General features: G+C 73.5%; 21 protein-coding genes. 13 read left to right on the forward strand and 8 right to left on the reverse strand.

Annotated elements, in window-relative coordinates; genetic code table 11:
* The first annotated feature begins 93 nt into the window (after positions 1-93).
* A complete protein-coding gene (locus tag ACIGAN_RS30925) occupies positions 94-786 on the forward strand; it encodes a class F sortase (protein ID WP_365736751.1) in 693 nt (230 codons plus the stop codon).
* On the opposite strand, the gene ACIGAN_RS30930 is transcribed toward ACIGAN_RS30925, so the two are convergent.
* Positions 724-1,116, reverse strand: coding sequence for a winged helix-turn-helix transcriptional regulator (locus ACIGAN_RS30930; RefSeq protein ID WP_365736753.1), 393 nt, complete (start codon positions 1,114-1,116; stop codon positions 724-726). The genes ACIGAN_RS30925 and ACIGAN_RS30930 overlap by 63 nt on opposite strands.
* A gap of 105 nt (positions 1,117-1,221) precedes the next feature.
* On the opposite strand from ACIGAN_RS30930, the gene ACIGAN_RS30935 reads away from it, so the two are divergent.
* Complete coding sequence (locus tag ACIGAN_RS30935) at positions 1,222-2,118, forward strand: NAD(P)-dependent oxidoreductase (protein WP_399862503.1); 897 nt, start codon at positions 1,222-1,224, stop codon at positions 2,116-2,118.
* On the opposite strand, the gene ACIGAN_RS30940 is transcribed toward ACIGAN_RS30935, so the two are convergent.
* A complete protein-coding gene (locus ACIGAN_RS30940) occupies positions 2,115-2,897 on the reverse strand; it encodes a sulfite exporter TauE/SafE family protein (RefSeq protein ID WP_399862505.1) in 783 nt (260 codons plus the stop codon). The two genes, ACIGAN_RS30935 and ACIGAN_RS30940, sit on opposite strands and share 4 nt — an antisense overlap.
* 152 nt (positions 2,898-3,049) lie before the next feature.
* Between ACIGAN_RS30940 and ACIGAN_RS30945 the strand changes: the two genes are divergently transcribed.
* From ACIGAN_RS30945 to ACIGAN_RS30970, 6 genes are all read left to right on the forward strand, one after another.
* Positions 3,050-4,267, forward strand: coding sequence for an NAD(P)/FAD-dependent oxidoreductase (locus tag ACIGAN_RS30945; RefSeq protein ID WP_399862507.1), 1,218 nt, complete (start codon positions 3,050-3,052; stop codon positions 4,265-4,267).
* Positions 4,267-6,873 carry a nitrite reductase large subunit NirB gene (gene nirB, locus ACIGAN_RS30950; RefSeq protein WP_399862509.1) on the forward strand — a complete coding sequence of 869 codons (2,607 nt, stop codon included), beginning with the start codon at positions 4,267-4,269 and terminating at the stop codon, positions 6,871-6,873. Before ACIGAN_RS30945 ends, nirB begins: the two co-directional genes overlap by 1 nt.
* The gene (gene nirD / locus ACIGAN_RS30955) at positions 6,870-7,220 is read left to right on the forward strand and encodes a nitrite reductase small subunit NirD (RefSeq protein ID WP_365088002.1); all 351 of its coding nucleotides are present in this window, start codon (positions 6,870-6,872) and stop codon (positions 7,218-7,220) included. The genes nirB and nirD overlap by 4 nt, the downstream gene beginning before the upstream one ends.
* Positions 7,221-7,349: 129 nt before the next feature.
* Positions 7,350-8,282, forward strand: coding sequence for an SMP-30/gluconolactonase/LRE family protein (locus tag ACIGAN_RS30960; protein ID WP_399862511.1), 933 nt, complete (start codon positions 7,350-7,352; stop codon positions 8,280-8,282).
* A gap of 135 nt (positions 8,283-8,417) precedes the next feature.
* Entirely contained in the window at positions 8,418-9,575 is a 1,158-nt protein-coding gene (locus tag ACIGAN_RS30965; RefSeq protein ID WP_399862513.1) for an alkaline phosphatase PhoX, read from the forward strand.
* A 115-nt stretch (positions 9,576-9,690) separates the two neighbouring features.
* Positions 9,691-10,209, forward strand: a complete 519-nt coding sequence (locus ACIGAN_RS30970; RefSeq protein ID WP_365087999.1) for an NUDIX hydrolase — start codon at positions 9,691-9,693, stop codon at positions 10,207-10,209.
* Positions 10,210-10,402: 193 nt separating this feature from the next.
* Here ACIGAN_RS30970 and ppdK read toward each other — a convergent pair whose 3' ends face one another.
* The gene (gene ppdK / locus ACIGAN_RS30975) at positions 10,403-13,150 is read right to left on the reverse strand and encodes a pyruvate, phosphate dikinase (protein ID WP_399862515.1); all 2,748 of its coding nucleotides are present in this window, start codon (positions 13,148-13,150) and stop codon (positions 10,403-10,405) included.
* Positions 13,151-13,556: 406 nt separating this feature from the next.
* Positions 13,557-14,759, reverse strand: coding sequence for an ROK family protein (locus ACIGAN_RS30980; RefSeq protein ID WP_399862517.1), 1,203 nt, complete (start codon positions 14,757-14,759; stop codon positions 13,557-13,559).
* A gap of 120 nt (positions 14,760-14,879) precedes the next feature.
* Between ACIGAN_RS30980 and ACIGAN_RS30985 the strand changes: the two genes are divergently transcribed.
* From ACIGAN_RS30985 to ACIGAN_RS30995, 3 genes are all read left to right on the forward strand, one after another.
* Positions 14,880-16,292, forward strand: a complete 1,413-nt coding sequence (locus tag ACIGAN_RS30985) for an MGH1-like glycoside hydrolase domain-containing protein (RefSeq protein WP_399862613.1) — start codon at positions 14,880-14,882, stop codon at positions 16,290-16,292.
* On the forward strand, positions 16,289-18,226 hold the full coding sequence (locus ACIGAN_RS30990) for an amylo-alpha-1,6-glucosidase (protein WP_399862519.1): 1,938 nt from the start codon (positions 16,289-16,291) through the stop codon (positions 18,224-18,226). Before ACIGAN_RS30985 ends, ACIGAN_RS30990 begins: the two co-directional genes overlap by 4 nt.
* A gap of 154 nt (positions 18,227-18,380) precedes the next feature.
* Positions 18,381-20,147 (forward strand): CDP-alcohol phosphatidyltransferase, encoded by a 1,767-nt coding sequence (locus ACIGAN_RS30995; RefSeq protein ID WP_399862521.1) that lies wholly within the window; start codon positions 18,381-18,383, stop codon positions 20,145-20,147.
* Here the strand turns inward: ACIGAN_RS30995 and dusB are convergent, their stop codons facing one another.
* Positions 20,148-21,281: a tRNA dihydrouridine synthase DusB gene (gene dusB / locus ACIGAN_RS31000; RefSeq protein ID WP_365087995.1), complete on the reverse strand. Its 1,134-nt coding sequence runs from the start codon at positions 21,279-21,281 to the stop codon at positions 20,148-20,150. It lies immediately after the preceding gene.
* Positions 21,282-21,359: 78 nt separating this feature from the next.
* Here dusB and ACIGAN_RS31005 point away from each other — a divergent pair, with 78 nt between their 5' ends.
* Both ACIGAN_RS31005 and ACIGAN_RS31010 read left to right on the forward strand, forming a co-directional pair.
* The gene (locus tag ACIGAN_RS31005) at positions 21,360-22,811 is read left to right on the forward strand and encodes an MFS transporter (protein WP_399862524.1); all 1,452 of its coding nucleotides are present in this window, start codon (positions 21,360-21,362) and stop codon (positions 22,809-22,811) included.
* Positions 22,812-23,102: 291 nt separating this feature from the next.
* Positions 23,103-23,348, forward strand: coding sequence for a hypothetical protein (locus ACIGAN_RS31010; RefSeq protein ID WP_399862526.1), 246 nt, complete (start codon positions 23,103-23,105; stop codon positions 23,346-23,348).
* On the opposite strand, the gene ACIGAN_RS31015 is transcribed toward ACIGAN_RS31010, so the two are convergent.
* The 3 genes from ACIGAN_RS31015 to ACIGAN_RS31025 all read right to left on the reverse strand — a co-directional run bounded on the left by ACIGAN_RS31015 (position 23,338) and on the right by ACIGAN_RS31025 (position 25,644).
* Entirely contained in the window at positions 23,338-23,925 is a 588-nt protein-coding gene (locus ACIGAN_RS31015; protein ID WP_399862528.1) for a TetR family transcriptional regulator, read from the reverse strand. The genes ACIGAN_RS31010 and ACIGAN_RS31015 overlap by 11 nt on opposite strands.
* 25 nt (positions 23,926-23,950) lie before the next feature.
* Positions 23,951-24,955, reverse strand: coding sequence for an aldo/keto reductase (locus tag ACIGAN_RS31020; RefSeq protein ID WP_399862530.1), 1,005 nt, complete (start codon positions 24,953-24,955; stop codon positions 23,951-23,953).
* A 74-nt stretch (positions 24,956-25,029) separates the two neighbouring features.
* Positions 25,030-25,644, reverse strand: coding sequence for a LysE family translocator (locus ACIGAN_RS31025; RefSeq protein ID WP_399862532.1), 615 nt, complete (start codon positions 25,642-25,644; stop codon positions 25,030-25,032).
* Positions 25,645-25,657 lie beyond the last annotated feature (13 nt).

Here is a 25,657-nt window from a genome sequence, read left to right on the forward strand (position 1 = left end):
CGTCGCCGGTACCGCATGTCCCCTCCCCCTCCGGGTCCGACGCCCCTCGCGGCCCGGAGGGGGCACGGGGCGACAGATCAGGAAAGGGTGGGTATGCGCAGGTTCCGCAGGTCCGGCCGCCCGGTGGGCAACCCGGCGAACGCGGCCATGGCGGCCGTGACGGTGTTCGCCCTGTGCTCCGGGGTGTGGCTGCTGCGCGACGCCGCCGGGACGCACGCCCCGCCGCAGCCGTCCGCCGCGCAGGCCCGTGCCGGGCAGGACGGGCGGGCGGGCCAGGGCGGTCTGGACGGCCGGGCCGGTGAGGCCGGGCGGCCCGCCGCGCCGGCGCTGCCGCCCTCGCCGCCCGCCCGCATCCGCATCCCGGCGATCCGGGTGGACGCGCCGCTGACCGGCCTGGGCCTGACCCCGAGCGGCAGCCTCGACGTGCCCCCGGCCGCGCGCCGGAACCTCGCCGGCTGGTACGAGGCCGGCACCACCCCCGGCGAGCGGGGCACGGCGATCGTCGCGGGCCACGTCGACAACGCCGACGGCCCGGCCGTCTTCTACGACCTCGGTGCCCTGACGAAGGGCAGCACGATCGAGGTGGACCGGCGCGACGGCAGTGTCGCGGTGTTCACCGTGGACGCCGTCGAGGCGTACGCCGCGCGGGACTTCCCCGACGCGCGGGTCTACGGCGCCGCCCGCCGCCCGGAGCTGCGGGTCATCACCTGCGGGGGCGGCTACTCACGCGCCACCGGCTACCAGGGCAACGTCGTCGTCTTCGCGCACCTGACCGGGAGCCGGTGATCCGCCCAGGACGTGGGTCCTGCCCCAGGCCCCCAGCGGTTCCAGCGCCTCGTTCAGGGACACGCCCCGCGGCGTGAGGGAGTACTCCACGCGCGGCGGCACCTCGTCGTACGCCTCGCGGTGCACCAGCCCGTCGGCCTCCATCTCGCGCAGGTGCGAGGCGAGCACCTTCTCGGTGATGCCCGGCAGCTCCCGGCGCAGCTCGCCGAAGCGACACGGCCGCTGGTGCAGCGCCCACAGCACGAGCACCTTCCACTTGCCGCCGATGACGTCCATCGCGGCGTCGATCCCGCACACGTACGCCCCCGGCCGCCGTCCCGTCGTCCCCATGCCGCGCTCCTCACCGTGCCACTGCCTGGATCCTTCCCCCACGGTAACCACCCACTTCCAAGTGCGTACTTGAGCAGGCGGTTCGCCGCGACGAGCCTGAACACCATGACCGACAGCACCGTTGCCTCCCGTACCCCCGTCACCCTTCTCGGCACCGGCGCCATGGGCACCGCCCTGGCCCGGGCCTGGCTCGCCGCCGGGCATCCGGTGACCGTCTGGAACCGCACCCCGGCCCGCGCCGAGGCCCTGGCCGCCGAGGGCGCGGCCGTCGCCCCCAGCGCCGCCGCGGCCGTCGCCGCGAGCCGTCTGGTGATCGCCTGCCTGCTGGACGACGCCTCGGTGGGCGCGGCCCTGGACGGGGCCGACCTCACCGGGCGGGACCTGGTGAACCTGACCACCGGCACCCCGGGCGAGGGCCGTGCGCGCGCCGCCTGGGCCGAGGCGCGCGGCGCGCGGTTCGTGGACGGCGGGATCATGGCCGTGCCGCCGATGATCGGGGTGCCGGACTCCGGCGGCTACGTCTTCTACAGCGGCTCGCGCGCCCTGTTCGACGAGCACCGCGCCACCCTCGCCGTCCCGGCCGGAACCCGCTGGGTGGGGACCGATCCCGGTTTCGCCGCCCTGCACGACGTGGCGCTGCTGAGCGCCATGAACGGCATGTTCGCGGGCATGCTCCACGCCTTCGCCCTTGTCCGCCCGGAGGACATCGCTCCGAAGGACTTCGCGCCGCTGCTCGCCGGCTGGCTGACCGCGATGGCCCCGGCCGTCCACCAGACCGCCGAGCAGTTGCAGGGCGGCGACTACACCAAGGGCGTCGTGTCCAGCCTCGCGATGCAGGCGGCGGGCGTCCCCACGTTCCTGCGCACGGCCGAGGAGCAGCGGGTCAGCCCCGAGCTGCTGACGCCGTACCTGGAGCTGATGCGCAGGCGGGTGGCGCAGGGGCACGGGGACGAGGACGGGACGGGGATGATCGAACTGCTCGATCTGCGCGACCGCTCCTAGGCGATCCACTGCTCGTAGGCCAGGTTGCCCACCAGCGCGAACACCACCGTCAGCAGCACGACCCGGACGAAGCCGCTGCCCTTCTTCAGGGCGGTGCGGGCGCCGAGGGTGCCGCCCGCGAGGTTGAAGACGGCCATCAGGGCGGCCAGCTGCCACAGGACCGCGCCCTGCCAGGCGAAGGTGGCCAGGGCGCCGGCGTTGGTGCAGCAGTTGACGATCTTGGCCGTGGCGGAGGCCGTGACCAGGTCGAGGTGGAGGACGGCGGTCAGGGCGAGGACCAGGAACGTGCCGGTGCCGGGGCCGACGAGACCGTCGTAGAAGCCGATGCCGCAACCGGCGAGGCCGATCGCGGCGAGGATCCGCCGGCGGGTGGCCGGGCCGGCCGCGGGGGCCGTGCCGAAGGCGGGCCGCAGGATCACGAACGCGGCGACGCCGAGCAGCACCACCATGATCACCGGCTTGAGGACCTCGGTGCTCATCCCGGCCGCGAAGAACGCCCCGCCCGAGGAGCCGGCCAGGGCGGCCAGTCCGATGCGGACGGCGGTCCGCACGTCCACCGGGGCCTTGCGGGCGTAGGTCACGGCCGCGCCCGTCGTGCCGACGATGGCGACCGCCTTGTTGGTGCCGAGGGCGTGCGCGGCGGGCGTGTGCGACGGCAGGCCCAGCAGCAGCACCGGCAGCAGCACCAGGCCCCCGCCGCCGACCACGGCGTCGATCCAGCCGGCGGCGAGGGCCGCCAGACAGAGCAGGACGATCATGGTCAGCGATATGTCGGGCATGATCGTGACCCTATGCCAGGCGCGCCTCACCGCTGGTCGCCGCCCGCATCCCGGACCCTCACACCCACCCCCCGCCGTTGCTGAGGGCAGCGTTCCCCGTGGGAAACAGAGGTGATGCTGCCGGGTAACACCGGCATCGCACGCTCGACGGCATGACCTCGAATGAGCGTGTGGTGGTGATCGGCACCGGCCTCGCGGGCGTACGGCTCGCCCGGCGGCTCGGTGAACTCGGCACGCCCGCGACCCTGATCGGCGAGGAGGAGCACCGGCCCTACAACCGGGTGCTGCTCGCCGAGGTGCTGGCCGGACGGTACAGCCCCGAGGTGATCGCCCTGCCGGCACCCGCGCGGGTGGTGCGCGCCCGGGTCACCGGGATCGACCGCGAGCGGCGCAGCGTCGCCTGCGCGGACGGTTCGGTGATCGCATACGACCGGCTGGTCCTGGCGACCGGCTCCAACCCGGTGCTGCCGCCGCTGCGCGGGCTGTTCACCGAGGACCGCGAACTGCCCGAGGGCGTCCACGCGTTCCGCACCATGGACGACTGCCTGGGCCTGTCCGAGGCGGTCCGGCCGGGCGCGAAGGCCGTCGTCATCGGCGGCGGTCTCCTCGGCGTCTCCGCGGCCCGGGCGCTCGCCCTGCGCGGCGCCCAGGTGGTGCTCGCGCAGCAGTCCGAGCGGCTGATGGAGCGCCAGCTCGACCCGGCCGCCTCCCGGCTGGTGCGGCGCCATCTGACCGGCCTCGGCGTCGAGGTGCACACCGAGTGCCGGGTGCGGGACGTGCGCTGCGTCGGCGGCGCGGTGCGCTCCGTGGAGCTGGCCGACGGCTACGCCCTGGACGCCGACCTGGTGGTCGTCGCCTGCGGGGTCCGTCCCCGGGTCGGTCTCGCGCAGGCCGCCGGACTCGACGTCCGCAAGGGCGTCGTCGTCGACGACGAGCTGCGCACCTCCGACCCGTACATCCACGCGATCGGCGACTGCGCCCGGCACGACGGCGTCCTGTACGGCCTGGCCACCCCCGCGCTGGAACAGGCCGACGCCCTCGCCGCCCTGCTGGCCGGCGACGCGACCGCCCGCTACACCGGCACCCGCTCCCTGACCCGGCTCACGCTGAACGGGCACGACAGCCCCTTCGACCTCGCCGCGTTCGGCGAGACCGAGGCGCTCCCGGGCGACGACGTCGTCCAGCTCGCCGACGCCACCCGCGGCACCTACCGCAAGGTCGTCGTCCGCGACGACCGCCTGGTCGGCGGGGTCCTCGTCGGCGAACTCGGCACCGTCGGCGCGCTCGCCCGCGCCTGGGAGGGAGCAGAGCCGCTCCCCTCCGACGGCGGCCCGCTGCTCCACCTGCTCACCAACGATGGAGGCTTCTGATGACGGCCACCCCCGGGGCCCGCCCCACGATCGTGCTCGTCGGCCACGGCATGGTCGGCCAGCGCTTCCTCGAAGCGCTCGCCGAGCGCGGCCTGACCGCCACGCACCGCGTGGTCGTGCTCTGCGAGGAGCCGCGTCCGGCCTACGACCGGGTCCAGCTCACCTCGTACTTCTCGGGCCGCACCCCGGACGACCTGTCCATGACGGACATGGGGTTCATCGAGGACCACGGCATCGAGCTGCACATCGGCGACCCGGCCGAGACGATCGACCGCGAGGCCCGCCGGGTCACCGCCCGCTCCGGGCTCGTCGTCGGCTACGACGTGCTGGTCCTGGCCACCGGCTCCTACCCGTTCGTGCCGCCGGTGCCGAACAAGGACGCCGAGGGCTGCTTCGTCTACCGCACGATCGAGGACCTGCTCGCCATCGAGGAGTACGCCGCGAGCAGGGCCACCACGGGTGCCGTGGTGGGCGGCGGGCTGCTCGGCCTGGAGGCCGCGGGGGCGCTGAAGGGACTCGGACTCGACGCGCACATCGTGGAGTTCGCGCCCCGGCTGATGCCCGTCCAGGTGGACGAGGGCGGTGGCGCGGCCCTGCTGCGCACCATCGAGGAGATGGGCCTGAGCGTCCACACCGGCGTCGGCACGCAGGAGATCGTCGTCGGCGAGGACGGTGCCGTCACCGGCATGAAACTGTCCGACGGCTCCGAACTCGCCACCGACATGGTGGTGTTCTCCGCCGGTGTCCGCCCGCGCGACCAGCTGGCCCGCGACTGCGGTCTGACCGTCGGCGAGCGCGGCGGCATCGCGGTCGACGAGCAGTGCCGCTCGGTCGCCGACCCGCGGGTGTTCGCGATCGGCGAGTGCGCGCTGGCCGCGGACGGCCGGGTGTACGGCCTGGTCGCGCCCGGCTACGAGCAGGCGGAGACCGCCGCCGCGACGATCGCCCGGGACGAGGCCGCGTTCACCGGCGCCGACCTGTCCACCAAGCTGAAGCTGCTCGGCGTGGACGTCGCCTCCTTCGGGGACGCGCACGGCACCGCCGAGGACTGCCTGGACGTCGTCTACTCCGACTCCCGCTCGGGGCTGTACAAGAAACTGGTCATCGGCCGCGACGGCACCCTGCTCGGCGGCATCCTGGTCGGTGACGCGGAGGCCTACGGCACGCTGAAGGCGTTCACCGGCTCCGTCCCGCCGGTCTCCCCCGAGTCGCTGGTGCTGCCCGCCGGGGCCGGTGAGTCCGTCCAGCTCGGCCCGTCCGCGCTGCCGGACGACGCGGTCGTCTGCTCCTGCCACAACGTCACCAAGGGCACGATCCGCGGCGCGGTCACCGACCACCGGTGCACGACCGTGCCCGAGGTCAAGAAGTGCACCAAGGCCGGTACCGGCTGCGGCTCCTGCGTCAAGGTCCTCGGCCAGCTGGTCAACGCCGAGCTGGAGGCGTCCGGCGTCGAGGTCGACAAGGGCCTGTGCGGCTGCTTCGCGCAGACCCGCGAGGAGCTGTACGAGATCGTCCTGGCGTTGCGCGTCACCTCCTATCAGGACCTGCTGGACCGGCACGGCCGCGAGGAGGCCCGGGGCGGCGACGGCTGCGAGGTCTGCAAGCCGGCCGTCGGCTCGATCATCGCCTCCCTCGCCCCGACGATCGGCGCGAGCGGCTACGTCCTGGACGGCGAGCAGGCCGCCCTGCAGGACACCAACGACCACTTCCTGGCCAACCTGCAGAAGAACGGCTCGTACTCGGTCGTGCCCCGGATCCCCGGCGGCGAGATCGCCCCGGAGAAGCTGATCGTCATCGGGGAGATCGCTCGCGACTTCGGCCTCTACACGAAGATCACCGGGGGTCAGCGGATCGACATGTTCGGCGCGCGCGTCGAGCAACTGCCGCTGATCTGGGCCCGCCTGGTGGACGCCGGCTTCGAGTCCGGCCACGCCTACGGCAAGTCGCTGCGCACGGTGAAGTCCTGCGTCGGCTCCACCTGGTGCCGCTACGGCGTCCAGGACTCCGTGAAGATGGCGATCGACCTGGAGCTGCGCTACCGGGGCCTGCGCTCCCCGCACAAGCTGAAGTCGGCGGTCTCCGGCTGCCAGCGCGAGTGCGCCGAGGCCCAGTCGAAGGACTTCGGCGTGATCGCCACCGCCAACGGCTGGAATCTGTACGTCGGCGGCAACGGCGGCGCCACCCCGCGCCACGCGGACCTGCTCGCGCAGGACCTCTCGGACGCCGAACTGGTCCGCCTGATCGACCGGTTCCTGATGTTCTACATCCGCACGGCCGACCGCCTGGAGCGCACCTCGACCTGGCTGGAGCGGATCCCGGGCGGCCTGGACCACGTGCGGGACGTGGTCGTGCACGACTCGCTCGGCATCTGCGACGAGCTGGAGCAGCTGATGCGGGCGCACGTCGCGCACTACCGCGACGAGTGGTCCGAGACGATCAACGACCCCGAGAAGCTCGCCCGGTTCGTGTCGTTCGTGAACGCGCCGGACACCCCCGACCCGGTCGTCGCGTTCGTGCCCGAGCGCGACCAGATGAAGCCCGACCTGCCGCTGCTGTCCATCGGCATGCGACCCGCCGACGTTCTGGAAGGAAGCGCCCAGCGATGACCCTGGCACCCGAGACCACCGACCTGAAGGTCCAGCTCTCCCTGGACGGCGACTGGTTCACGGTCTGCGACCTGAGCACGCTGCTCCCGGGCCGCGGGGTGGCGGCGCTGCTGCCCGGCGGCCGCCAGGCGGCGATCTTCCGCGACCGCACCGGCGAGCTGTTCGCCCTCGACAACCGCGACCCCTTCACCGGCGCGGCCGTCCTCTCCCGCGGCCTGACGGGCACCCACCGGGGCCGCCCCTTCGTCGCCTCCCCGCTGCTGAAGCAGCGCTTCGACCTGGCCTCCGGCCAGTGCCTGGACGACGAGGCGGTACGGGTGACGGCGTACCGGGTGCGGACCGCCTAGAGGGCTGGGCCGGCGCCGCGCACGCTGTCGAGTTGCTGTCGGGTTCCGCCGGCCGGGTTCGCGTGCGGGGGTGCGTCGCGTTTCATCGGATGCGTCGCGTCACACCCCCACCTTCACGGAGGCACGACCATGACCCGGAACCACACCCGGCCGTCCCGGCGCACCGTGCTCGGCGGGGCCGTCGCCGCCGCGCTCGCCACGGCCGCCGACACCGCGCAGGCCGCTCACGGCGGCTGGCCCACCTCGTTCCCGCTGCCCGACGGGTGGCTGCCCGAGGGCATCACGATCGGCGGCGGGCCGTACGCGTACCTGGGCTCCCGCGCGAACGGCGCCGTGTACCGCGCCGATCTGCGCACCGGCCGGGGCCGGGTGGTGCACGCGGGCGGCACGGGGCTCGCGTCCATCGGGCTGAAGCTGGACCGCGACGGGCTGCTGTACGTGGCCGGTGGTGGCGGCGGCACCGCGCGGATCGTCGACGCGCGCACCGGCGAGCTGCTCGCCACCCACCGGCTCACCGACGACGCCGCGCCGTTCGTCAACGACGTGGTGCTGCACGAGGACCGCGCCTGGTTCACCGACTCCCGCGCCGCGGTCCTGCATGGCGTCCCGCGCGGGCGCCCGGGCCGGGTCCGCGCCCTGCCGATCGGCGGCGCGTGGGTGCAGGCGCCCGCCGGGACCAACAGCGCCAACGGGCTGGTCGCCACCCCCGACGGGAGGGCGCTGATCGTCGTCAACGCGGGCCGGCTGTACCGCGTGTCCCTGCGGACCGGTCACGCCGCCGTGATCGCCCTGGAGGGGGCGGCCGACGTGGCGGGCGGCGACGGCCTGGTCCGGGTCGGCCGCACGCTGTACGTCGTGCAGAACCGCCTGAACAAGGTCACCGTCTTCGGCCTCGACCGGCGGGCCACCACCGCCACGCTCACCCGGACGATCACCGACCCGCGTTTCGACGTGCCGACGACGGCGGCCCGCTGGGGCGACCGCCTCTACCTCGTCAACGCCCGCTTCACCAGCCCGCAGACGCCCGAGACGACCTTCGACGCGGTGGCCGTGCCGCTGTAGGCCGCGGGCCGTCGCACGGCCACCGTTTGTCCATGCTCCGTCAATCCGGGCCCGTTAGCGTTCCCTCTCGCCTCCCCCCACGCACGACCCTGCCGTCGACCGGCGGCAGGGCGGTACGGCACCTCTGGAGTGAGAGTGGAACGTCGTAGCCTCCTGCGTGCGGCCGTCCTCGGCGGCACCTCCGCCGCGCTGGGCGGAACGCTGTGGCGCGGGGCCGCGTACGCGGCCCCGGCCCAGCCCGGCGCCGGCCCCTACGGGGCGCTGGGCGCCCCGGACGCCAACGGCATCAGACTCCCGAGCGGCTTCACGAGCCGGGTCATCGCCCGTTCCGGCCAGCGGGTCGGCAGCACCTCGTACACCTGGCACAACGCCCCGGACGGCGGCGCCTGTTACGCCGACGGCACCGGCTGGATCTACGTCTCCAACTCCGAGATCAGCCCCTCGGGCGGCGCGAGCGCGGTGAAGTTCTCGTCGACCGGCGCGATCACCGGGGCGTACCGCATCCTGGCGAACACCCGCACCAACTGCGCGGGCGGCAAGACCCCGTGGAACACCTGGCTGTCCTGCGAGGAGGTCGACCGGGGCTACGTCTACGAGACGGACCCCTGGGGTGTGAAGGCGGCCGTGCGCCGGGACGCGATGGGCCGGTTCAAGCACGAGGCGGCCGCGGCCGACCCGGTGCGCCGGGTCGTCTACCTGACGGAGGACGTCACCGACGGCTGCTTCTACCGCTTCCGGCCGACGACCTGGGGCGACCTGTCCGCCGGCACCCTGGAGGTCCTGGTGGCGGGCAGCGGCACGAGCGGACCGGTCAGCTGGGCGCGCGTGCCCGACCCGTCCGGCGCCACCGCCACCCGCAACCAGGTCTCCGGCGCCAAGCGCTTCAACGGCGGCGAGGGCTGCTACTACGCGAACGACACCTGCTGGTTCACCACCAAGGGCGACAACCGCGTCTGGCGGTACGACGCCGCCGCCCAGACGATCGAACTCGCCTACGACGACTCCCTGGTCACGTCCGGCACGGCCCCGCTCACCGGCGTGGACAACGTCACCGGTTCCTCCTCCGGCGACCTTTTCGTTGCCGAGGACGGCGGCAGCATGGAGATCTGCGTCATCACCCCCGACGACGTGGTCGCCCCGTTCCTGCGCGTCGACGGCCAGTCCGCCTCGGAGATCACGGGCCCGGCCTTCTCCCCGGACGGCACCCGCCTGTACTTCTCCAGCCAGCGCGGCACCAGCGGCACCTCCGCGGGCGGCATCACGTACGAGGTCCGGGGCCCGTTCCGCGTATGACCCCGGCCCCGTTCGCGGCACCGGGAAGCCGGAGCCGGTGACCATCGGCGGGTTCGGCCGTTCCTCCGTTTGGGCAGCTCGTCCGGGCTGTCCTGCCGACGGAAGGGACCTCACCGTGGACACGACCGCGCCCGCCACCGACGTACCGCGCGTGCTGCCGCGCGCCGAATGGGTCAAGACGCTGCCGCAGACCGTCGTCGCGTCCTGCGTCCTGCTGCTCGACCCGGAGGACCGGGTCCTGCTGCTGCGCTACGCCGCGGGCCAGCCCGGTGCCGGGCTCTGGGGACTGCCGGGCGGCATGCTCGACCACGGCGAGGACCCGCTCGGCGCCGCCTGCCGGGAGGTGCACGAGGAGACCGGGATCGAGCTGGACGGCACGCCCCGGCTCATCGGCTACGACCACCGGGCCGACGTCAAGGGCACCGGCCCGGTGATCGACTTCTACTACTACGGCGGCCGGCTCCCCGCCGCCCCCGCCGTCCGGCGCAGCGGCGAGCACGACGACCACGGCCTGTTCGCCCTCGACGAGCTCGGCTCCACCGCCCTGCTGCCCCCGCTGCCCTCCCTCACCGCCCTGCACACCGCGGCCCTGACCGGCACCGTCGTCCAGCTGCGGGAGGGCCTGCCGCGGTGACTGCCGCGCGCCGCCCGGCCGCGCCCGGCGATGCCCCGCTCCCGCCGGAGCTGCGGCGCACCCGCCCCACCGGAACGGAACGCGGGAGCGGGCCCCGCCTCCGCACAGGAGGGGCCCGCTCCCTTCGTGGACCGGAACCGCCGCGATCGGTGAGGGTCGGGGACCGTCGGCGGCTCCGGGCAGGTGGTCCCGGCTAGCGGTGGTCGCTGCCCTGGGACTGGACGGCCGCCCGGCCCGCCTCCAGGCGGGCGACCGGGATGCGGAACGGGGAGCAGGAGACGTAGTCGAGCCCGACCTCGTGGAAGAAGTGGACCGACTCCGGGTCACCGCCGTGCTCGCCGCAGACGCCGAGCTTGAGGTCGGGCCGGGTCGCGCGGCCAGCCTCGGCGGCCAGCTTCACCAGGGAGCCGACGCCGTCCTTGTCGATCGTCTCGAACGGGGAGACACCGAAGATGCCCTTCTCCAGGTAGGCGGTGAAGAAACTCGCCTCCACGTCGTCCCGGGAGAAGCCCCACACCGTCTGGGTGAGGTCGTTGGTGCCGAAGGAGAAGAACTGCGCGGCCTCGGCGATCTGGCCGGCGGTCAGCGCGGCGCGCGGCAGCTCGATCATCGTGCCGATGGACAGGTTCAGCTGCGCGCCCGAGGCGGCCTCGACCTCGGCGATGACCGCGTCGGCCTCCTCGCGGACGATCTCCAGCTCCTGGACCGTGCCGACGAGCGGGATCATGATCTCGGCGCGCGGGTCGCCCTTGGCGGCCTTGCGCTCGGCCGCGGCCTCGGTGATCGCGCGGACCTGCATGGTGAACAGGCCGGGGATGACCAGGCCGAGGCGCACACCGCGCAGACCGAGCATCGGGTTCTGCTCGTGCAGCCGGTGCACGGCCTGCAGCAGGCGCAGCTCGTTCTCGTGCGGCTCCTGGCGGGACTCGGCCAGCGCCACACGCACGGACAGCTCGGTGATGTCCGGCAGGAACTCGTGCAGCGGCGGGTCGAGCAGGCGGACGGTGACCGGCAGGCCGTCCATCGACTCGAAGAGCTGCACGAAGTCCTGCTTCTGCAGCGGCAGCAGCTGCTTGAGGGACTCCTCGCGCTCGGCGTCCGTGTCGGCCAGGATCAGCCGCTCCACCAGCTCGCGCCGGTCGCCGAGGAACATGTGCTCGGTGCGGCACAGGCCGATGCCCTGGGCGCCGAAGCGGCGGGCGCGCAGCGCGTCCTCGGCGTTGTCGGCGTTGGCGCGCACGCGCAGCCGGCGCTTGCGGTCGGCGAAGGCCATCATGCGGTGCACGGCCTCGACCAGCTCGTCGGCGTCGTCGGCGCCGGGGTGCATCCGGCCCTCGAAGTACTCCACGACCGGCGACGGCACGACCGGGACCTCGCCGAGGTAGACCTTGCCGGTGGAGCCGTCGATGGAGACGACGTCGCCCTCCTCGACGACGTGCCCGCCGGGGACGGTCATCCGGCGGCGCTTGGTGTCGACCTCCAGCTCCTCGGCGCCGCAGACACAGGTCTTGCCCATGCCGCGGGCGACGACGGCCGCGTGGGAGGTCTTGCCGCCCCGGGAGGTCAGGATGCCCTCGGCGGCGATCATGCCGTCCAGGTCGTCGGGGTTGGTCTCGCGGCGGATCAGGATGACCTTCTCGCCGGAGCGGGACCACTTGACGGCCGTGTAGGAGTCGAAGACGGCCTTGCCGACGGCCGCGCCCGGGGAGGCGGCGATGCCACGGCCGACCGTCGCGACCTTCGCGCTCTCGTCGAAGCGCGGGAACATCAGCTGGGCCAGCTGGGCGCCGGTGACACGGGTGAGCGCCTCGGCCTCGTCGATCAGGCCCTGGTCCACCAGCTGGGTGGCGATGCGGAAGGCCGCGCCCGCGGTGCGCTTGCCGACGCGGGTCTGCAGCATCCACAGCACGCCGCGCTCGATGGTGAACTCGATGTCGCAGAGATCCTTGTAGTGGTTCTCCAGGGTCTCCATGATCTGCATGAGCTGGTCGTACGACTTCTTGTCGATGCGCTCCAGCTCGGCGAGCGGCACGGTGTTGCGGATGCCGGCGACGACGTCCTCGCCCTGCGCGTTCTGCAGGTAGTCGCCGTAGACGCCCTGGTGGCCGGAGGCGGGGTCGCGGGTGAAGGCGACGCCGGTGCCGGAGTCGGGGCCGAGGTTGCCGAAGACCATGGAGCAGACGTTGACGGCCGTGCCCAGGTCGTGCGGGATGCGCTCCTGGCGGCGGTAGAGCTTGGCCCGGTCGCCGTTCCAGGAGTCGAAGACGGCCTTGATGGCGAGGTCCATCTGCTCGCGCGGGTCCTGCGGGAAGTCCCGGCCGGCCTCGGTCTTGACGATCTTCTTGAACTTGGTGACGAGCTTCTTGAGGTCGGCGGCCTCCAGCTCGGTGTCGACCGTGACCTTCTTGGCCGCCTTCGCCGCCTCCAGCGCGTCCTCGAACAGCTCGCCGTCCACGCCCAGGACGGTCTTGCCGAACATCTGGATCAGGCGGCGGTAGGAGTCCCACGCGAAGCGCTCGTCGCCGGCCTGCGCGGCCAGGCCCTGCACGGACTTGTCGGAGAGTCCGATGTTGAGGACGGTGTCCATCATGCCGGGCATGGAGAACTTGGCGCCCGACCGCACCGACACCAGCAGCGGGTCGTCGGCCTGGCCGAGCTTCTTGCCCATGCGGGCCTCCAGCGCCTCGAGGTGCGCACTCACCTCGTCACGCAGTGCCGCCGGCTCCTCGCCGCTGTCCAGGTAGACCTTGCAGGCCTCGGTGGTGATGGTGAAGCCGGGCGGGACCGGAAGGCCCAGGTTCGTCATCTCGGCGAGGTTCGCACCCTTGCCACCGAGGAGGTCCTTGAGGTCCTTGTTGCCCTCGGTGAAGTCGTAAACGAACTTCACGCCCTCAACACTCTTACCGTGCTCAGCTACGTGGGGATCTTTGTTTTCCGACACGGGTCTCGACTCCTCGAGGACGCGGTGGCTGCCCTGACGGCGAGGAACATACCCAGATCAAAGGCGTCTGGGGAGGTCCACTCGCGCGTCATGCGCCTGTAACCACTCGTCCGCCAGCGGATCGAAAGTCAAGGCTCGGCAAGCGATCACAGCCGCATGTTTTCACCTCTTGAACGCAAGAACCTCCTCGAACCCCGTCGAGCGCTCATGTGAGCGGAGTTTCCGCACATTTGATTTCGCTCGATGAACGATCAAAGGGTGGCACTCAGTGCCACCCCTTGGAGAAGTGCAGCCGCTCAAGATCCGCTCATCTGAGCGGAACCCTTATCAAGGGTGGCGAGAATCACGCTGCCACAGCCGACCGGATTTCACCATGCGGACGCGTCACGGGACCGGAACCCGCCCGTCACACGCCGAGCGCGCGCAGCCGCTCCTCGACCCGCTCGGGCGCGTAGAGGTGCTCCACGACCATCGCACCGGCCCCCACCAGCCCGGCCCGCTCGCCCAGCCGCGCGGTGACGACGTCGAGGCGGGCGGTGGAGCGGGGCAGCGCCCGCTGGTAGAGCAGCTCGCGCACGCCCGTCAGGAAGGGGGTTCCGGCCAGATCTCCGGCGATCATCAGTACGCCCGGATTGAGCAGGGTCACGACGGTCGCGAGGACGTCCCCGACGCGCCGTCCGGCCTCCCGGGCGAGCCCGATCGCCTCCGGATGCCCCGCGGCCAGCAGGTCGCGCACGTCCGAGCCGGAGGCGGCCGGCACCCCGGCCTCCGCGAGCCGCCGCGCGACCGCGCCGCCGCTCGCGACGGCGGCCAGACAGCCGTAGGAGCCGCAGCGGCACAGCGCCCGGGCGCCCTCGGGCACCCGGATGTGCCCGATGTCCCCGGCCCCGCCGTCCACGCCGCGGAACACCGAGCCGTCGACCACGACCCCGGCGCCGATGCCGGTGGAGACCTTGACCAGCACCAGCGCGGAGCAGTCGGGATAGCCGGTGCGCTGCTCGCCGTACGCCATGAGGTTGGCGTCGTTGTCCACCAGGACCGGAACCGGGTCCGCGCCCGTGTGCTCGGTCAGGGCGCGGGCCGTGCGGCCCCTGATGTCGTAGCCGTCCCAGCCGGGCATGATCGGCGGCTGGACGACGCGGCCGGTCTCGCTGTCGACCGGCCCGGGCACCGCGAGCCCGACCCCGCACACCGCCTGCGCCCCCTGCCCGGCCTTCTCCAGCAACTCGGCGAACCAGCGCCCCAGTTCGCCGAGCACCACGTCCGGGCCGTCCTCGACGACCAGGGTGCCCGAGTGCTCGGCGAGGATCTCGCCGCTCAGCGACAGCACGGCCGCCCGGGCGTGCCGGGTGTCGAGGTCGGCGGCCAGCACCACCGCGTGCTCGTCGTCGAACTCCAGTGTGATGGAGGGCCGTCCGCCCAGCGGGGAGTCCACCGGCCCCCCCGCTCCCTCGCGCAGCCAGCCCGCGCGGAACAGCCGGTCGAGGCGCTGCCCGACGGTCGCCCGGGACAGTCCGGTCGCCTGCTGCAGCGCGCCCCGGGTCGTGGCGCGGCGGCTGCGCACCAGTTCGAGCAGATCGCCGGCGCTGGCCTGGCCACGTCCCGTCATGCGCACCCCCTTGTGTTTCCCAACTCTGCAATACATATTGGGTTTTGCGTGTTAAATAGACGTAACTCTACGGTAGCCCTGTCGATCCTGGTCAGGAGTACGGCTGTGGGAGAGCCCCGAGTGGAGCGCACCGCCCGGCTCGCCACGCGTCCCGCGGGGCGCGGGTCCGCGCACGGCCCGGACGCCGCGCCGCCCTCCTTGCCGGCCGCAGCGGCACAGGTGCTGGAGGGCAACTGGACGGGCCGGTCCACCGTGCCCTCGCGCGGCCTGTATCCGCACCAGTGGTCGTGGGACTCGGCGTTCATCGCGATCGGCCTGCGGCACCTGTCGCCGTTACGGGCCCAGACGGAGCTGGAGACGCTGCTCGCGGCGCAGTGGGGCGACGGGCGGATCCCGCACATCGTCTTCAACCCCTCCGTCCCGCTGGGCGCGTACTTCCCGAGCCCCGACTTCTGGCGCTCGTCGGCCGCCGGGCGCACCGCCGGCGCCCCGCGCACCGTACAGACCTCCGGCCTCGTGCAGCCACCGGTCCACGCGCTGGCCGTGTGGCTGGTGCACCTCGCCGACCCGGGCCTGTCCAGGGCGCGCGGCTTCCTGCGCCGGGCCCACCCCCGGCTCGCCGCCTGGCACCGGTACCTGCTGCACCGGCGCGACCTGGGCGGCGGCGGCCTGGTGTCCGTCGTGCACCCCTGGGAACAGGGTATGGACAACAGCCCCTGCTGGGACCGTCCGCTGTCCCGGGTCGCTCCGGCCCCGGCCCGCTCCTTCCGCCGCGCCGACCTCGCCCACGGCGCGCCCGAGGACCGGCCGACGGACCTGGACTACGGGCGCTACGTGCGACTGGCGGCCGACTACCGGGACGGCCGATACGCCGACGGCCGGGGCGCGTTCGCCGTGGAGGACCCCGCCTTCAACGCACTGCTGATCGCCTCCGAGTACGCCCTGGCCCGGATCGCCGGCGAGCTGGGCGCACCCGCCCGGGAGCCGGCCGCCCGTGCCGCGCGGCTGACGGCGGCGCTGGTGGAGCGGTTGTGGGAGCCGGCCGCCGGGATGTTCCTGTGCCGGGACGTGCGCGCCGGGGAGCCGATCCCCGCGCGTGGGGTCTCCGGGCTGATCCCGCTGCTGCTGCCCGACCTGCCGCGCGACCTGGTGGCCGCCCTGGTGCGCACGGTGCACGGCCCGCACTTCGGCCTGGGCTCCACGACCCGCCTGGTGCCGAGCCACGACCTGCTCGACGAGGCCTTCGACCCGCACCGCTACTGGCGCGGCCCGGCCTGGTTCAACACCAACTGGCTGCTGGAGCGCGGGCTGCGGCTGCACGGCGAGCGCGGCCGGGCCGACGCGCTGCGCCGGGGCATCCTGCACACCGCCGGCGCCTCCGGTTTCGCGGAGTACGTCGACCCGTACACGGGACGGGCCTGCGGCGCCACCGGCTTCGGCTGGACCGCCGCGCTCACCCTGGACCTGCTGCACGACCGGCGCGCAGCGGACCACAACGGCCTCACGGCGATCAAGGGAGGGGACCGGGGATGACGGACCGGCATCATCTGCTCGTGCACGGCCAGACGTTCGCCGCCGTGGGCGACCGCGGTGACATCAGCGGCTATCGGGGCGGCAGCGCCCCGGACGGCCTGTTCGTACGGGACGCGCGGCACCTGAGCCGGTGGCAGCTCACCGTCGACGGCGCCGTGCCGGAGACGCTGACCCCGGTGGCCGACGGGGACACCGCGCGCTGCGTGCTCGTGCCGCGCGGCGGGCGCGACGAACCGCCCGCGTACACGCTCTTTCGCGAACAGGCCGTCGGGGACGCCTCGTTCGTGGAGTCGCTGCGCGTCACCAGCAACCGCCCGGTGCCGACGACGGTGCGCCTGGCGGTCACGGCCGACGCCGACTTCACCGACCAGTTCGAGCTGCGCCCGGACCACCGCACCTACACCAAGGCCGGTGCCGTCCGCTCCCGCCAGGTCCTCGGCCACGGCGTGGAGTTCGTCTACCGGCGCGGCGAGTGGCGCTCGGTGACCAGCGTGACGGCCGAGCCCCGGCCGGACGCCGTGGAGGAGACCGGCACCGGCGCCCGCCGCCTGGTGTGGACGGTGGATCTCGCCCCGCACGGCACCGCCGAGCTGGTCCTGCGGGTCATCGCCCGCCCGCACGGCGACCGGCGCGCCCTGCGCGTGCCCCGCTCCCCCGCCGCCGTCCAGCGGCACCTCATCGCCCGCGAGGGCGCGTTCATGGCGGGGGTGGCGTTCCCGAGCGGCTGGCCGGAGCTGGCCGCGGCCTGCGCGCGGGGCCTGGCGGACCTGGCCGCACTCCAGGTCCCGGCCACCGGCCCGGACGGCGAGGAGCTGCGCGTCCCGGCCGCCGGTGCCCCCTGGTTCCTCACCCTGCTGGGCCGGGACGCCCTGCTGACCTCCCTGTTCGCCCTGCCCTACCGGCCCGGCCTGGCCGCCGCGACCCTGCCCGCGCTGGCCGCGACCCAGGCCACCCGGACCGGTGCCGACGAGGTCGCCCAGCCGGGGAAGATCGTGCACGAGGTACGGCACGGCGAACTGGCCCACTTCGGCCAGGTCCCCTACCGCCGCTACTACGGCTCGGTCGACGCCACCCCGCTGTTCCTGGTCCTGCTCGGCGCGTACACCGAGCACACCGGCGAGACGGCCCTGGCCCGCCGCCTCGAACCCCACGCCCGGGCCGCCGTCGGCTGGATGCTCGACCACGGCGGCCTCACCTCACGCGGCTACCTCGTCTACCGCGCCGACCGGGGCGGCCTCGCCAACCAGAACTGGAAGGACTCCCCCGGCGCCATCTGCTCCGCCGACGGCACCCGCCCGCACGGCCCGGTCACGGCGGCGGGCGCCCAGGGCTACGCCTACGACGCGCTGCGCCGCACGGCGTGGCTGGCGCGCACGGTCTGGCAGGACGGGACCTACGGGGACCTGCTGGAGCAGGCGGCCGCCGATCTGCGCGACCGGTTCCAGCGGGACTTCTGGATGCCGGAGCACTCCTTCCCGGCGCTCGCGCTCGACGGCCGCGGCGACCGTGTCGACGCGCTCGCCTCCGACGCCGGGCACCTGCTGTGGTCGGGCCTGCTGGACAAGGAGTACGGCGAACAGGTCGGGCGGCGCCTGCTGCGGCCGGACTTCTTCTCCGGCTGGGGCGTGCGCACGCTGGCCGCCGGGCAGCCGGCGTACCACCCGCTGTCGTACCACCGGGGTTCGGTCTGGCCGCACGACAACGCGCTGATCGCCCTGGGCCTGGCCCGCTACGGACTGCACGACGAGGCCCGCGCGGTCGCCCACGGCCTGGTGGACGCGGCGGCCGTGACCGGGCACCGGCTGCCGGAGGTGCTCGCCGGGTACGGCCGCGACACGCATCCGGAACCGGTGCCCTACCCGCACGCCTGTGTGCGCGAGTCCCGGTCGGCGGCGGCCCCGTTGGCGCTGCTCACGGCGGTCGGCGGCGCCTGAGCGGCGGGTTGGGCGTTCGTTTGCCGGGTGTTTGCCGAGCGTCGGCCCGGCGGGCTGAACGCACCCGCCGGGCGCCCCGTACGGAACGGAGGCGGACCCGTCCCCCCACGCGGGTCCGCCACTTCGCCGGGTTTCGTACGGGAAGGACCTCCGGGTGCCTGTCTTCACACGCCTGCGTCAGTCGCCGTCGGCGCAGCCCCTCGTCGAGGACCTCCGCACGGCGGAGGCGGGCGCCGCCGCCCCCGCGTCCCGGCTCGCGCACCTGCGCGCCTGGCGCACCCGTCACCCCCGCGCCGCCCGCGCCCTGCGCCTGACCACCACCGCCCTCGCGGCCGCCCTGGTCCTCGGCGCCCTGCTGCTGCCCGGCACGCTCCCCGCGCTCGCGCCGCGCAGCTTCGCCCGCGTCCCGGCGGAGGCGGTCATCGGCGCCGTCGTGGTGCTGGTGCTGCCCCGCCGGCCCCGGCTGGCCGCCGCGGTGCTCTACGGGCTCGGCCTCACCGTGCTGACGGCCGTGAACCTGCTCGACATGGGCTTCAACGAGTACCTGGGCCGGGGCTTCAACGCCGCGCTCGACTGGGACCTGCTGCCCGACGCCCAGGCGTACGTGGCGGACACGCTGGGCGGCACCGTGGCGACCGCGGCCGCCGCCGGCGCGGTGGTGCTGATCCTGCTGCTCGCCGCCGTCCTGGTCGCGGCCACGGTCCGGCTCGCGGAGACGCTGGCCCGCCACCGGGTCCGGGCGACCCGGGGCGTGGTGGCCGCCGGCACCGTCTGGGTCACCTGCTCCGCCCTCGGGCTCACGCTGTTCGGCGGGCCGATCGCCTCCGAACGGGCGGCCGGCGCCCTCAGGGTGCACGCCCAGCGCACGGTGGACTCGCTGCGGGACGAGGCGGCGTTCGAACAGCAGGCGAAGGCGGACAGCTTCGGCGCGACCCCGCCCGGCCAGCTCCTGCCCGACCTGCGCGGCAAGGACGTGATCTTCACGTTCATCGAGAGCTACGGCCGCAGCGCGCTGGAGGACCCGGTCACGGCCCCCGGCGTCGGACGGACCCTGGACACCGCCACCGAGGAGCTGGCCGAGGCCGGGTTCCACGCCCGCAGCGGCTGGCTGACCTCGGCGACCTTCGGCGGCAGCAGCTGGCTCGGCCACTCCACGACCATGTCCGGCCTGTGGATCGACAACCAGCGGCGCTACCGCACGGTCACCGCGGGCGACCACCTGACCCTCACCAAGGCGTTCCGCAAGACCGGCGCCTGGGACACGGTCGGCGTCATGCCGGGTGTGCAGAAGGGCTGGCCGGAGGAGGAGTGGTACGGCCTCGACAAGCTCTACGACTCCCGGGACCTGGGCTACCGGGGGCCGAAGTTCAGCTGGTCGACCATGCCCGACCAGTACGCGCTGGAGGCGTTCCAGCGCCGGGTGCACGGCAAGAAGCGCGACAAGCCGCTGATGTCGTTCGTCATCCTGACCTCCAGTCACCAGCCCTGGGCCCCGATCCCGAGGATGGTCGGCTGGGACGACCTCGGCGACGGCTCGGTCTTCGACGCGATCCACAAAGCCGGGAACAAGGCCTCGGACGTCCTCACCGACACCACGAAGTCCCGCGAGGAGTACGGGAAGTCGATCCGGTACTCGGTCACCAGCCTGACCCAGTGGCTTCGGCGCTACGGCACCGGCGACACCGTCCTGGTCTTCCTCGGCGACCACCAGCCCATCGCCCGGGTCAGCGGCCCCCGCGCCTCCCGGGACGTGCCGGTGTCCCTGGTCGCCAAGGACCCGGAAGTCCTGGAGAAGATCGACGGCTGGAACTGGACGGAGGGCCTCAGGCCCGCCTCCGACGCGCCGGTGTGGCGGATGGACTCCTTCCGCGACCGCTTCCTGAAGGCCTACGGCTCGACGCCGCACCCCTCGAAGGGCTGATCAGCCGCCGGAGGTGTCGAGTTCGGCGTCCACGCCGACCCCGGCGCAGTCGTAGGGGTCCTTGAGCCAGCCGTCCGGCAGCACCACCCGGTTGTTGCCGGACGTACGGCCGCGGGGCCCGTCGGCGCCGGCCGGCCAGGGCTGGTCGAGGTCCAGCTCGTCGAGGCCGGCGCGCAGCTCCTCCAGGGACGAGGTGATCGCCAGGCGCCCCCGCATCTCGGAGCCGACCGCGAAGCCCTTGAGGTACCAGGCGACGTGCTTGCGGAAGTCGATCACGCCGCGGGACTCGTCGCCGATCCACTCGCCGAGCAGGGTGGCGTGCCGGACCATGACGTCGGCGACCTCGCGCAGGGTGGGGCGGGCGATGTCCTCGGTGCGGCCCTCGAAGGCGGCGACCAGGTCGGCGAAGAGCCAGGGCCGTCCCAGGCAGCCGCGGCCCACCACGACTCCGTCGCAGCCGGTCTCGCGCACCATCCGCAGGGCGTCCCCGGCCGACCAGATGTCGCCGTTGCCGAGCACCGGGATCTCCGGGACGTGCTCCTTGAGCCGGGCGATGGCCTCCCAGTCGGCGGTGCCGCCGTAGTGCTGGGCGGCGGTGCGGCCGTGCAGCGCGATGGCCGTGACGCCCTCCTCGACGGCGATCCGGCCGGCGTCGAGGTAGGTGATGTGGTCGTCGTCGATGCCCTTGCGCATCTTCATCGTCACGGGCAGCTCGCCGGCGCCGCTGACGGCCTCGCGCAGGATCGCCCGCAGCAGGTTCCGCTTGTACGGCAGCGCGGAGCCGCCGCCCTTGCGGGTGACCTTCGGCACCGGGCAGCCGAAGTTGAGGTCGATGTGGTCGGCGAGGTCCTCCTCGGCGATCATGCGGACGGCCTTGCCGACGGTGACCGGGTCCACACCGTAGAGCTGGATCGACCGGGGCCGCTCACTGGCGTCGAAGTGGATGAGCTGCATGGTCTTCTCGTTGCGCTCGACCAGCGCCCTGGTGGTGATCATCTCGCTGACGAACAGTCCCTTGCCGCCGCTGAACTCCCTGCACAGGGTGCGGAAGGGCGCGTTGGTGATCCCGGCCATGGGGGCCAGGACGACGGGCGGCTGGACGGTGTGCGGGCCGATCTGCAGGGGCGTGGACATGCCTCCATTGTGCCGTGCAATGACCTGGCAAAATTCATTAGTTAGCCACACTATCGACATCGGCGTACGATGGAACCCATGCCCGAACCCAGTCCCCGCCGCCGCATGCTGGTGCTCGCGATCTGCTGCATGAGCCTGCTGATCGTGAGCCTGGACAACACGGTCCTGAACGTGGCCCTGCCGTCCATGCAACAGGACCTGCACGCCAGTACGTCGGGGTTGCAGTGGACGATCGACGCCTACACGCTGGTCCTGGCCTCGCTGCTGATGCTCGCGGGCTCCACCGCCGACCGGATCGGCCGCAAGCGCGTGTTCATGGCGGGTCTGGTCGTCTTCACCCTCGGCTCGGTCCTGTGCTCCCTCGCGCCGAACCTCCAGGCACTGGTCGTCTTCCGGATGATGCAGGCGGTGGGCGGCTCGATGCTGAACCCGGTCGCCATGTCGATCATCACCAACACCTTCACCGACCCGCGCGAGCGGGCCCGGGCGATCGGCGCCTGGGGAGCCGTCGTCGGCATCTCCATGGCCGCCGGCCCACTGGTCGGGGGTCTGCTGGTGGAGTCGGTGGGCTGGCGCTCGATCTTCTGGATCAACCTGCCGGTCGGCCTGGCCGCCCTGCTGCTCACCCTGCGCTTCGTCCCGGAGTCCCGCGCGCCCCGGGCCCGCCGCCCGGACCCGGTCGGGCAGGTGCTGGTGATCGCGCTGTTCGGTTCGCTGACGTACGCGATCATCGAGGCCCCGAGCACGTCCTTCGCCTCCCTGGCCCCGTTCGTGGTCCTGGCCGCCGCGGCCCTGGCGGCCCTGCTGCGGTACGAACCGCGCCGCGCCGAGCCCCTGATCGACCTGCGCTTCTTCCGCTCGGCTCCGTTCAGCGGGGCGACGGTCATCGCCGTCAGCGCGTTCGCGGCGCTCGGCGGCTTCCTGTTCCTGTCGACGCTGTACCTGCAGAACGTGCGGGGGCTGGGTGCCCTGGAGGCGGGGCTGTGGATGCTGCCCATGGCGGTGCCCACGTTCCTGTGCGCCCCGCTGTCCGGCCGGCTGGTCGGCACGCGCGGACCCCGGCTGCCCCTGGTGATCGCGGGGGTGGCGATGACGGCGAGCGGTGTCCTCTTCGCCGCGTTCGAGGCCGAGACGTCGAACGTCACGCTCTTCCTCGGCTACGTCCTGTTCGGCGTCGGCTTCGGCTTCGTCAACGCGCCGATCACCAACACGGCGGTCTCCGGCATGCCGCGTGCCCAGGCGGGCGTGGCGGCGGCGGTCGCCTCGACGAGCCGGCAGCTCGGGCAGACGCTGGGGGTCGCGGTGGTGGGGGCGGTGCTCGCGTCCGGCGTGGGCGCGTCCTCGTACCGGGCGGCGTTCGTGTCCGCCGCGCGGCCGGGCTGGTGGATCCTCGCGGCGTGCGGGTTCGCGGTGCTGGCGCTCGGGGCCGTCACCAGTGGGCGCTGGGCGCGGGGGACCGCCGAGCGCACGGCCGGGCGACTGTCGTCGCCGGAGGTCCGGGACGCGGCGGTGACGGCGGAACGGGCCTGACGCCGGCTCAGCCCCGCTGCCCGCCGGGCGCGCCCCACGCCGCGTCCCCGCGCGCGGGCGGCCTCCGGCGAACTGCCGGACCGCGTCGGCCCGGAGGACGACGTCCCCCGCCCCGACGCCGGCCGAGCCGCTCGGGCACCTGGGGGGCGCCGCGCACCTTCTGCTCGCGCGACGGCTCGCTCCCGGCCTGACAACGCGATCCCGGGGTAATCCCGTTGATGTCGGTCCCGTCGCACACCGCCGGTGGCGGGCGGGGAGGAACCGGCCGGATCCGGGAACGCGGGAGGCGTCATGGCGCACAACGACACGAGCAAGGTCCGCCGCTGGGACCAGCACGGCCGCGAACACGTGGTGCGGGTGTGGCGTACCGGTGGGCGGCGCACGCTCGCGTGCGGCACCTGCGGTTGGCGCAGAGGAGCCCCGTTCCTGCCCTGGCTGACCGCGGAGGAACACCTGACCCAGGCCCATCAGGCGACGGTGGACCCGACCGCGCCACGGCGGGACCGGCTCGCGCGGACGGCCGCCGTCAGGCCCTGAGCCCGCGCACCAGCACGTCGACGACCGCCGTGAAGTCCGCCTCCGCCCCCGGTTCCTCCCACGCACGGGCGTGACAGGGGTCGTGGAAGCGGCCCGTGGCCTGGAAGACCGCGCGGGCGGTGGCCTCCGGGTCGACGGCGGTGAAGTCGCCGGTCCGCACGCCGTCTTGGACGATGCGGGTCAACTGGGCGGTCAGGTCGTCGATGTGCTCGCTCACCGCCGTGCCGTTCTCGCCCGTGAGCACCGTGTACGTGGCGAACAGCTCCGGATCGGCGCCCGCCTTGCGGCGCTTGGCGGCGAACAGCGCGGTGAGCCAGTCGCGCAGCCGGGCCTCCGGGGGGCCGTCGCCGGCGGCGATCCCGGACAGTTCGCCGGAGGTGCGGTCCAGCCAGCGCTTGGTGACCGCCTCGCGCAGCGCGGCCTTCGTGCGGAAGTGCCGGTAGACGCTGCCGTGGCTGACGCCGAGCGCGCGGGCCACGTCCACCACGGTGGCCTTGGCCGGTCCGTGGCGGCGCAGCACCTCCTCGGTGGCCTCGAGGATGCGCTCGGCGGTCAGTGTCTCGCTGGTCGGTGCCATGCCCTGACCGTACCCGGAGCCCGGTTCACGCCTCGAGGTGCGCCATCTGCGCCGCCGGGTAGCGGTCGCCCGCGGCGGCCCCGGCGGGCACGGCCTGTTCGATCGCGGCGAGGTCGGCCGCGTCCAGGGTCACGTCCAGGGCGCCGAGCGCCTCGGTGAGCCGGTCGCGGCGACGGGCGCCGACCAGCGGCACGATGTCCTCGCCGCGGCTGAGCACCCAGGCGATGGCGATCTGCGCCACGGTGACGCCCTTCTGCTCGGCGATCTTCCGCAGCGCCTCGACGAGTGCGAGGTTGTGCGTGAGGTTGTCGCCCTGGAAGCGCGGGGACATCGCCCGGAAGTCACCGGCACCGAGCTGCCGGTCGGCCGTGAAGTGGCCGGAGATCAGGCCGCGGGAGAGCACCCCGTAGGCGGTGACGCCGATGCCCAGCTCGCGGGTGGTGGGCAGGATCTCGGCCTCGATGCCCCGGGAGATGAGGGAGTACTCGATCTGGAGGTCGGAGATCGGGGCGGTGGCGGCGGCCCGGCGGACGGTGGCGGCGCCGACCTCGCTCAGGCCGATGTGCCGTACGTAGCCGGCCTCGACCAGTTCCGCGATCGCGCCGACCGTCTCCTCGACCGGCACGTCCGGGTCGAGCCGGGCGATGCGGTAGACGTCGATGTGGTCGACGCCGAGCCGCTGCAGCGAGTAGGCGGCGAAGTTCTTCACGGCCGCGGGCCGGCCGTCGTAGCCCGACCAGCTGCCGTCCGGGCCGCGCAGGGCGCCGAACTTGACGCTGACCAGGGCCTGTTCGCGCCGGGCGGCGGGGGCCGCGCGCAGGGCCTCGCCGATCAGCAGCTCGTTGTGGCCCATGCCGTAGAAGTCGCCGGTGTCGAGCAGGGTGACGCCCGCTTCGAGCGCCGCGTGGATCGTCGCGACGGACTCGGCCCGGTCCGCCTCGCCGTACAGGGCGGACATGCCCATGCAGCCGAGACCGAGGGCGGAGACCTGGGGGCCGGTGGTGCCGAGGGATCGGGTTCGCATCGTCATGCCCTCCACGATGACATGACAGCTGACAGATTTCAATATCTGTCATTCAATACTTGTCAGCCACCTGCGCCGGATCACCGGGTGGTGACCGCCAGCTTCGCGCCCAGCGCCACGAACGACCCGGCGAAACCCCGGCGCAGCCACGCCATCACCCGCGGCCGGCCCAGCACCCGGCCGCGCACCGACGCGGCCAGCAGCCCGTAGCCGGCGAACACCAGGAAGGTGGCCAGCATGAACACCCCGCCCAGCCCGGCCATCCGCGCCACCGCGTGCGGCTGCCCCGGGGTCACGAACTGCGGCAGGAACGCGAAGAAGAAGACCGTCAGCTTCGGGTTGAGGAGGTTGATCAGCACGCCCAGCACGACCCCCTGCCGCGCGGAGGGCGGCGCGCCCTGCTGCTCCCCGGCCCCGAGGGCGTCCTTGTCGCGCAGGGTGGCCCAGGCCATGTGGAGCAGGTAGGCGACCCCGGCGTACTTCAGCACCTGGAAGGCGGTCGCACTGGCATGCAGCAGGGCGGCCGCACCGGTCACCGTGGCCAGCAGGTGCGGCACGATCCCGAGGGTGCAGCCGACGGCCGCGACGACACCGGCGCGGCGGCCCCGGGAGAGCGCCGCGGCGAGGGTGTGGACGACACCGGTGCCGGGCGTGGCGACGACGATCAGGGTGGTCAGCAGGAAGGCGAGGCTCATGACCCCACCCTGG

It is taken from the genome of Streptomyces sp. NPDC085931 (assembly GCF_044540565.1).
Classification (GTDB): Bacteria; Actinomycetota; Actinomycetes; order Streptomycetales; family Streptomycetaceae; genus Streptomyces.

What these genes read in the sequence shown, in the direction of transcription:
- ACIGAN_RS30925 (WP_365736751.1), top strand. Translation starts at nt 94, where the DNA reads ATGCGCAGGTTCCGCAGGTCCGGCCGCCCGGTGGGCAACCCGGCGAAC.
- ACIGAN_RS30930 (WP_365736753.1), bottom strand. Translation starts at nt 1,116, where the DNA reads ATGGGGACGACGGGACGGCGGCCGGGGGCGTACGTGTGCGGGATCGAC.
- ACIGAN_RS30935 (WP_399862503.1), top strand. Translation starts at nt 1,222, where the DNA reads ATGACCGACAGCACCGTTGCCTCCCGTACCCCCGTCACCCTTCTCGGC.
- ACIGAN_RS30940 (WP_399862505.1), bottom strand. Translation starts at nt 2,897, where the DNA reads ATGCCCGACATATCGCTGACCATGATCGTCCTGCTCTGTCTGGCGGCC.
- ACIGAN_RS30945 (WP_399862507.1), top strand. Translation starts at nt 3,050, where the DNA reads ATGACCTCGAATGAGCGTGTGGTGGTGATCGGCACCGGCCTCGCGGGC.
- nirB (WP_399862509.1), top strand. Translation starts at nt 4,267, where the DNA reads ATGACGGCCACCCCCGGGGCCCGCCCCACGATCGTGCTCGTCGGCCAC.
- nirD (WP_365088002.1), top strand. Translation starts at nt 6,870, where the DNA reads ATGACCCTGGCACCCGAGACCACCGACCTGAAGGTCCAGCTCTCCCTG.
- ACIGAN_RS30960 (WP_399862511.1), top strand. Translation starts at nt 7,350, where the DNA reads ATGACCCGGAACCACACCCGGCCGTCCCGGCGCACCGTGCTCGGCGGG.
- ACIGAN_RS30980 (WP_399862517.1), bottom strand. Translation starts at nt 14,759, where the DNA reads ATGACGGGACGTGGCCAGGCCAGCGCCGGCGATCTGCTCGAACTGGTG.
- ACIGAN_RS30990 (WP_399862519.1), top strand. Translation starts at nt 16,289, where the DNA reads ATGACGGACCGGCATCATCTGCTCGTGCACGGCCAGACGTTCGCCGCC.
- dusB (WP_365087995.1), bottom strand. Translation starts at nt 21,281, where the DNA reads ATGTCCACGCCCCTGCAGATCGGCCCGCACACCGTCCAGCCGCCCGTC.
- ACIGAN_RS31005 (WP_399862524.1), top strand. Translation starts at nt 21,360, where the DNA reads ATGCCCGAACCCAGTCCCCGCCGCCGCATGCTGGTGCTCGCGATCTGC.
- ACIGAN_RS31010 (WP_399862526.1), top strand. Translation starts at nt 23,103, where the DNA reads ATGGCGCACAACGACACGAGCAAGGTCCGCCGCTGGGACCAGCACGGC.
- ACIGAN_RS31015 (WP_399862528.1), bottom strand. Translation starts at nt 23,925, where the DNA reads ATGGCACCGACCAGCGAGACACTGACCGCCGAGCGCATCCTCGAGGCC.
- ACIGAN_RS31020 (WP_399862530.1), bottom strand. Translation starts at nt 24,955, where the DNA reads ATGACGATGCGAACCCGATCCCTCGGCACCACCGGCCCCCAGGTCTCC.
- ACIGAN_RS31025 (WP_399862532.1), bottom strand. Translation starts at nt 25,644, where the DNA reads ATGAGCCTCGCCTTCCTGCTGACCACCCTGATCGTCGTCGCCACGCCC.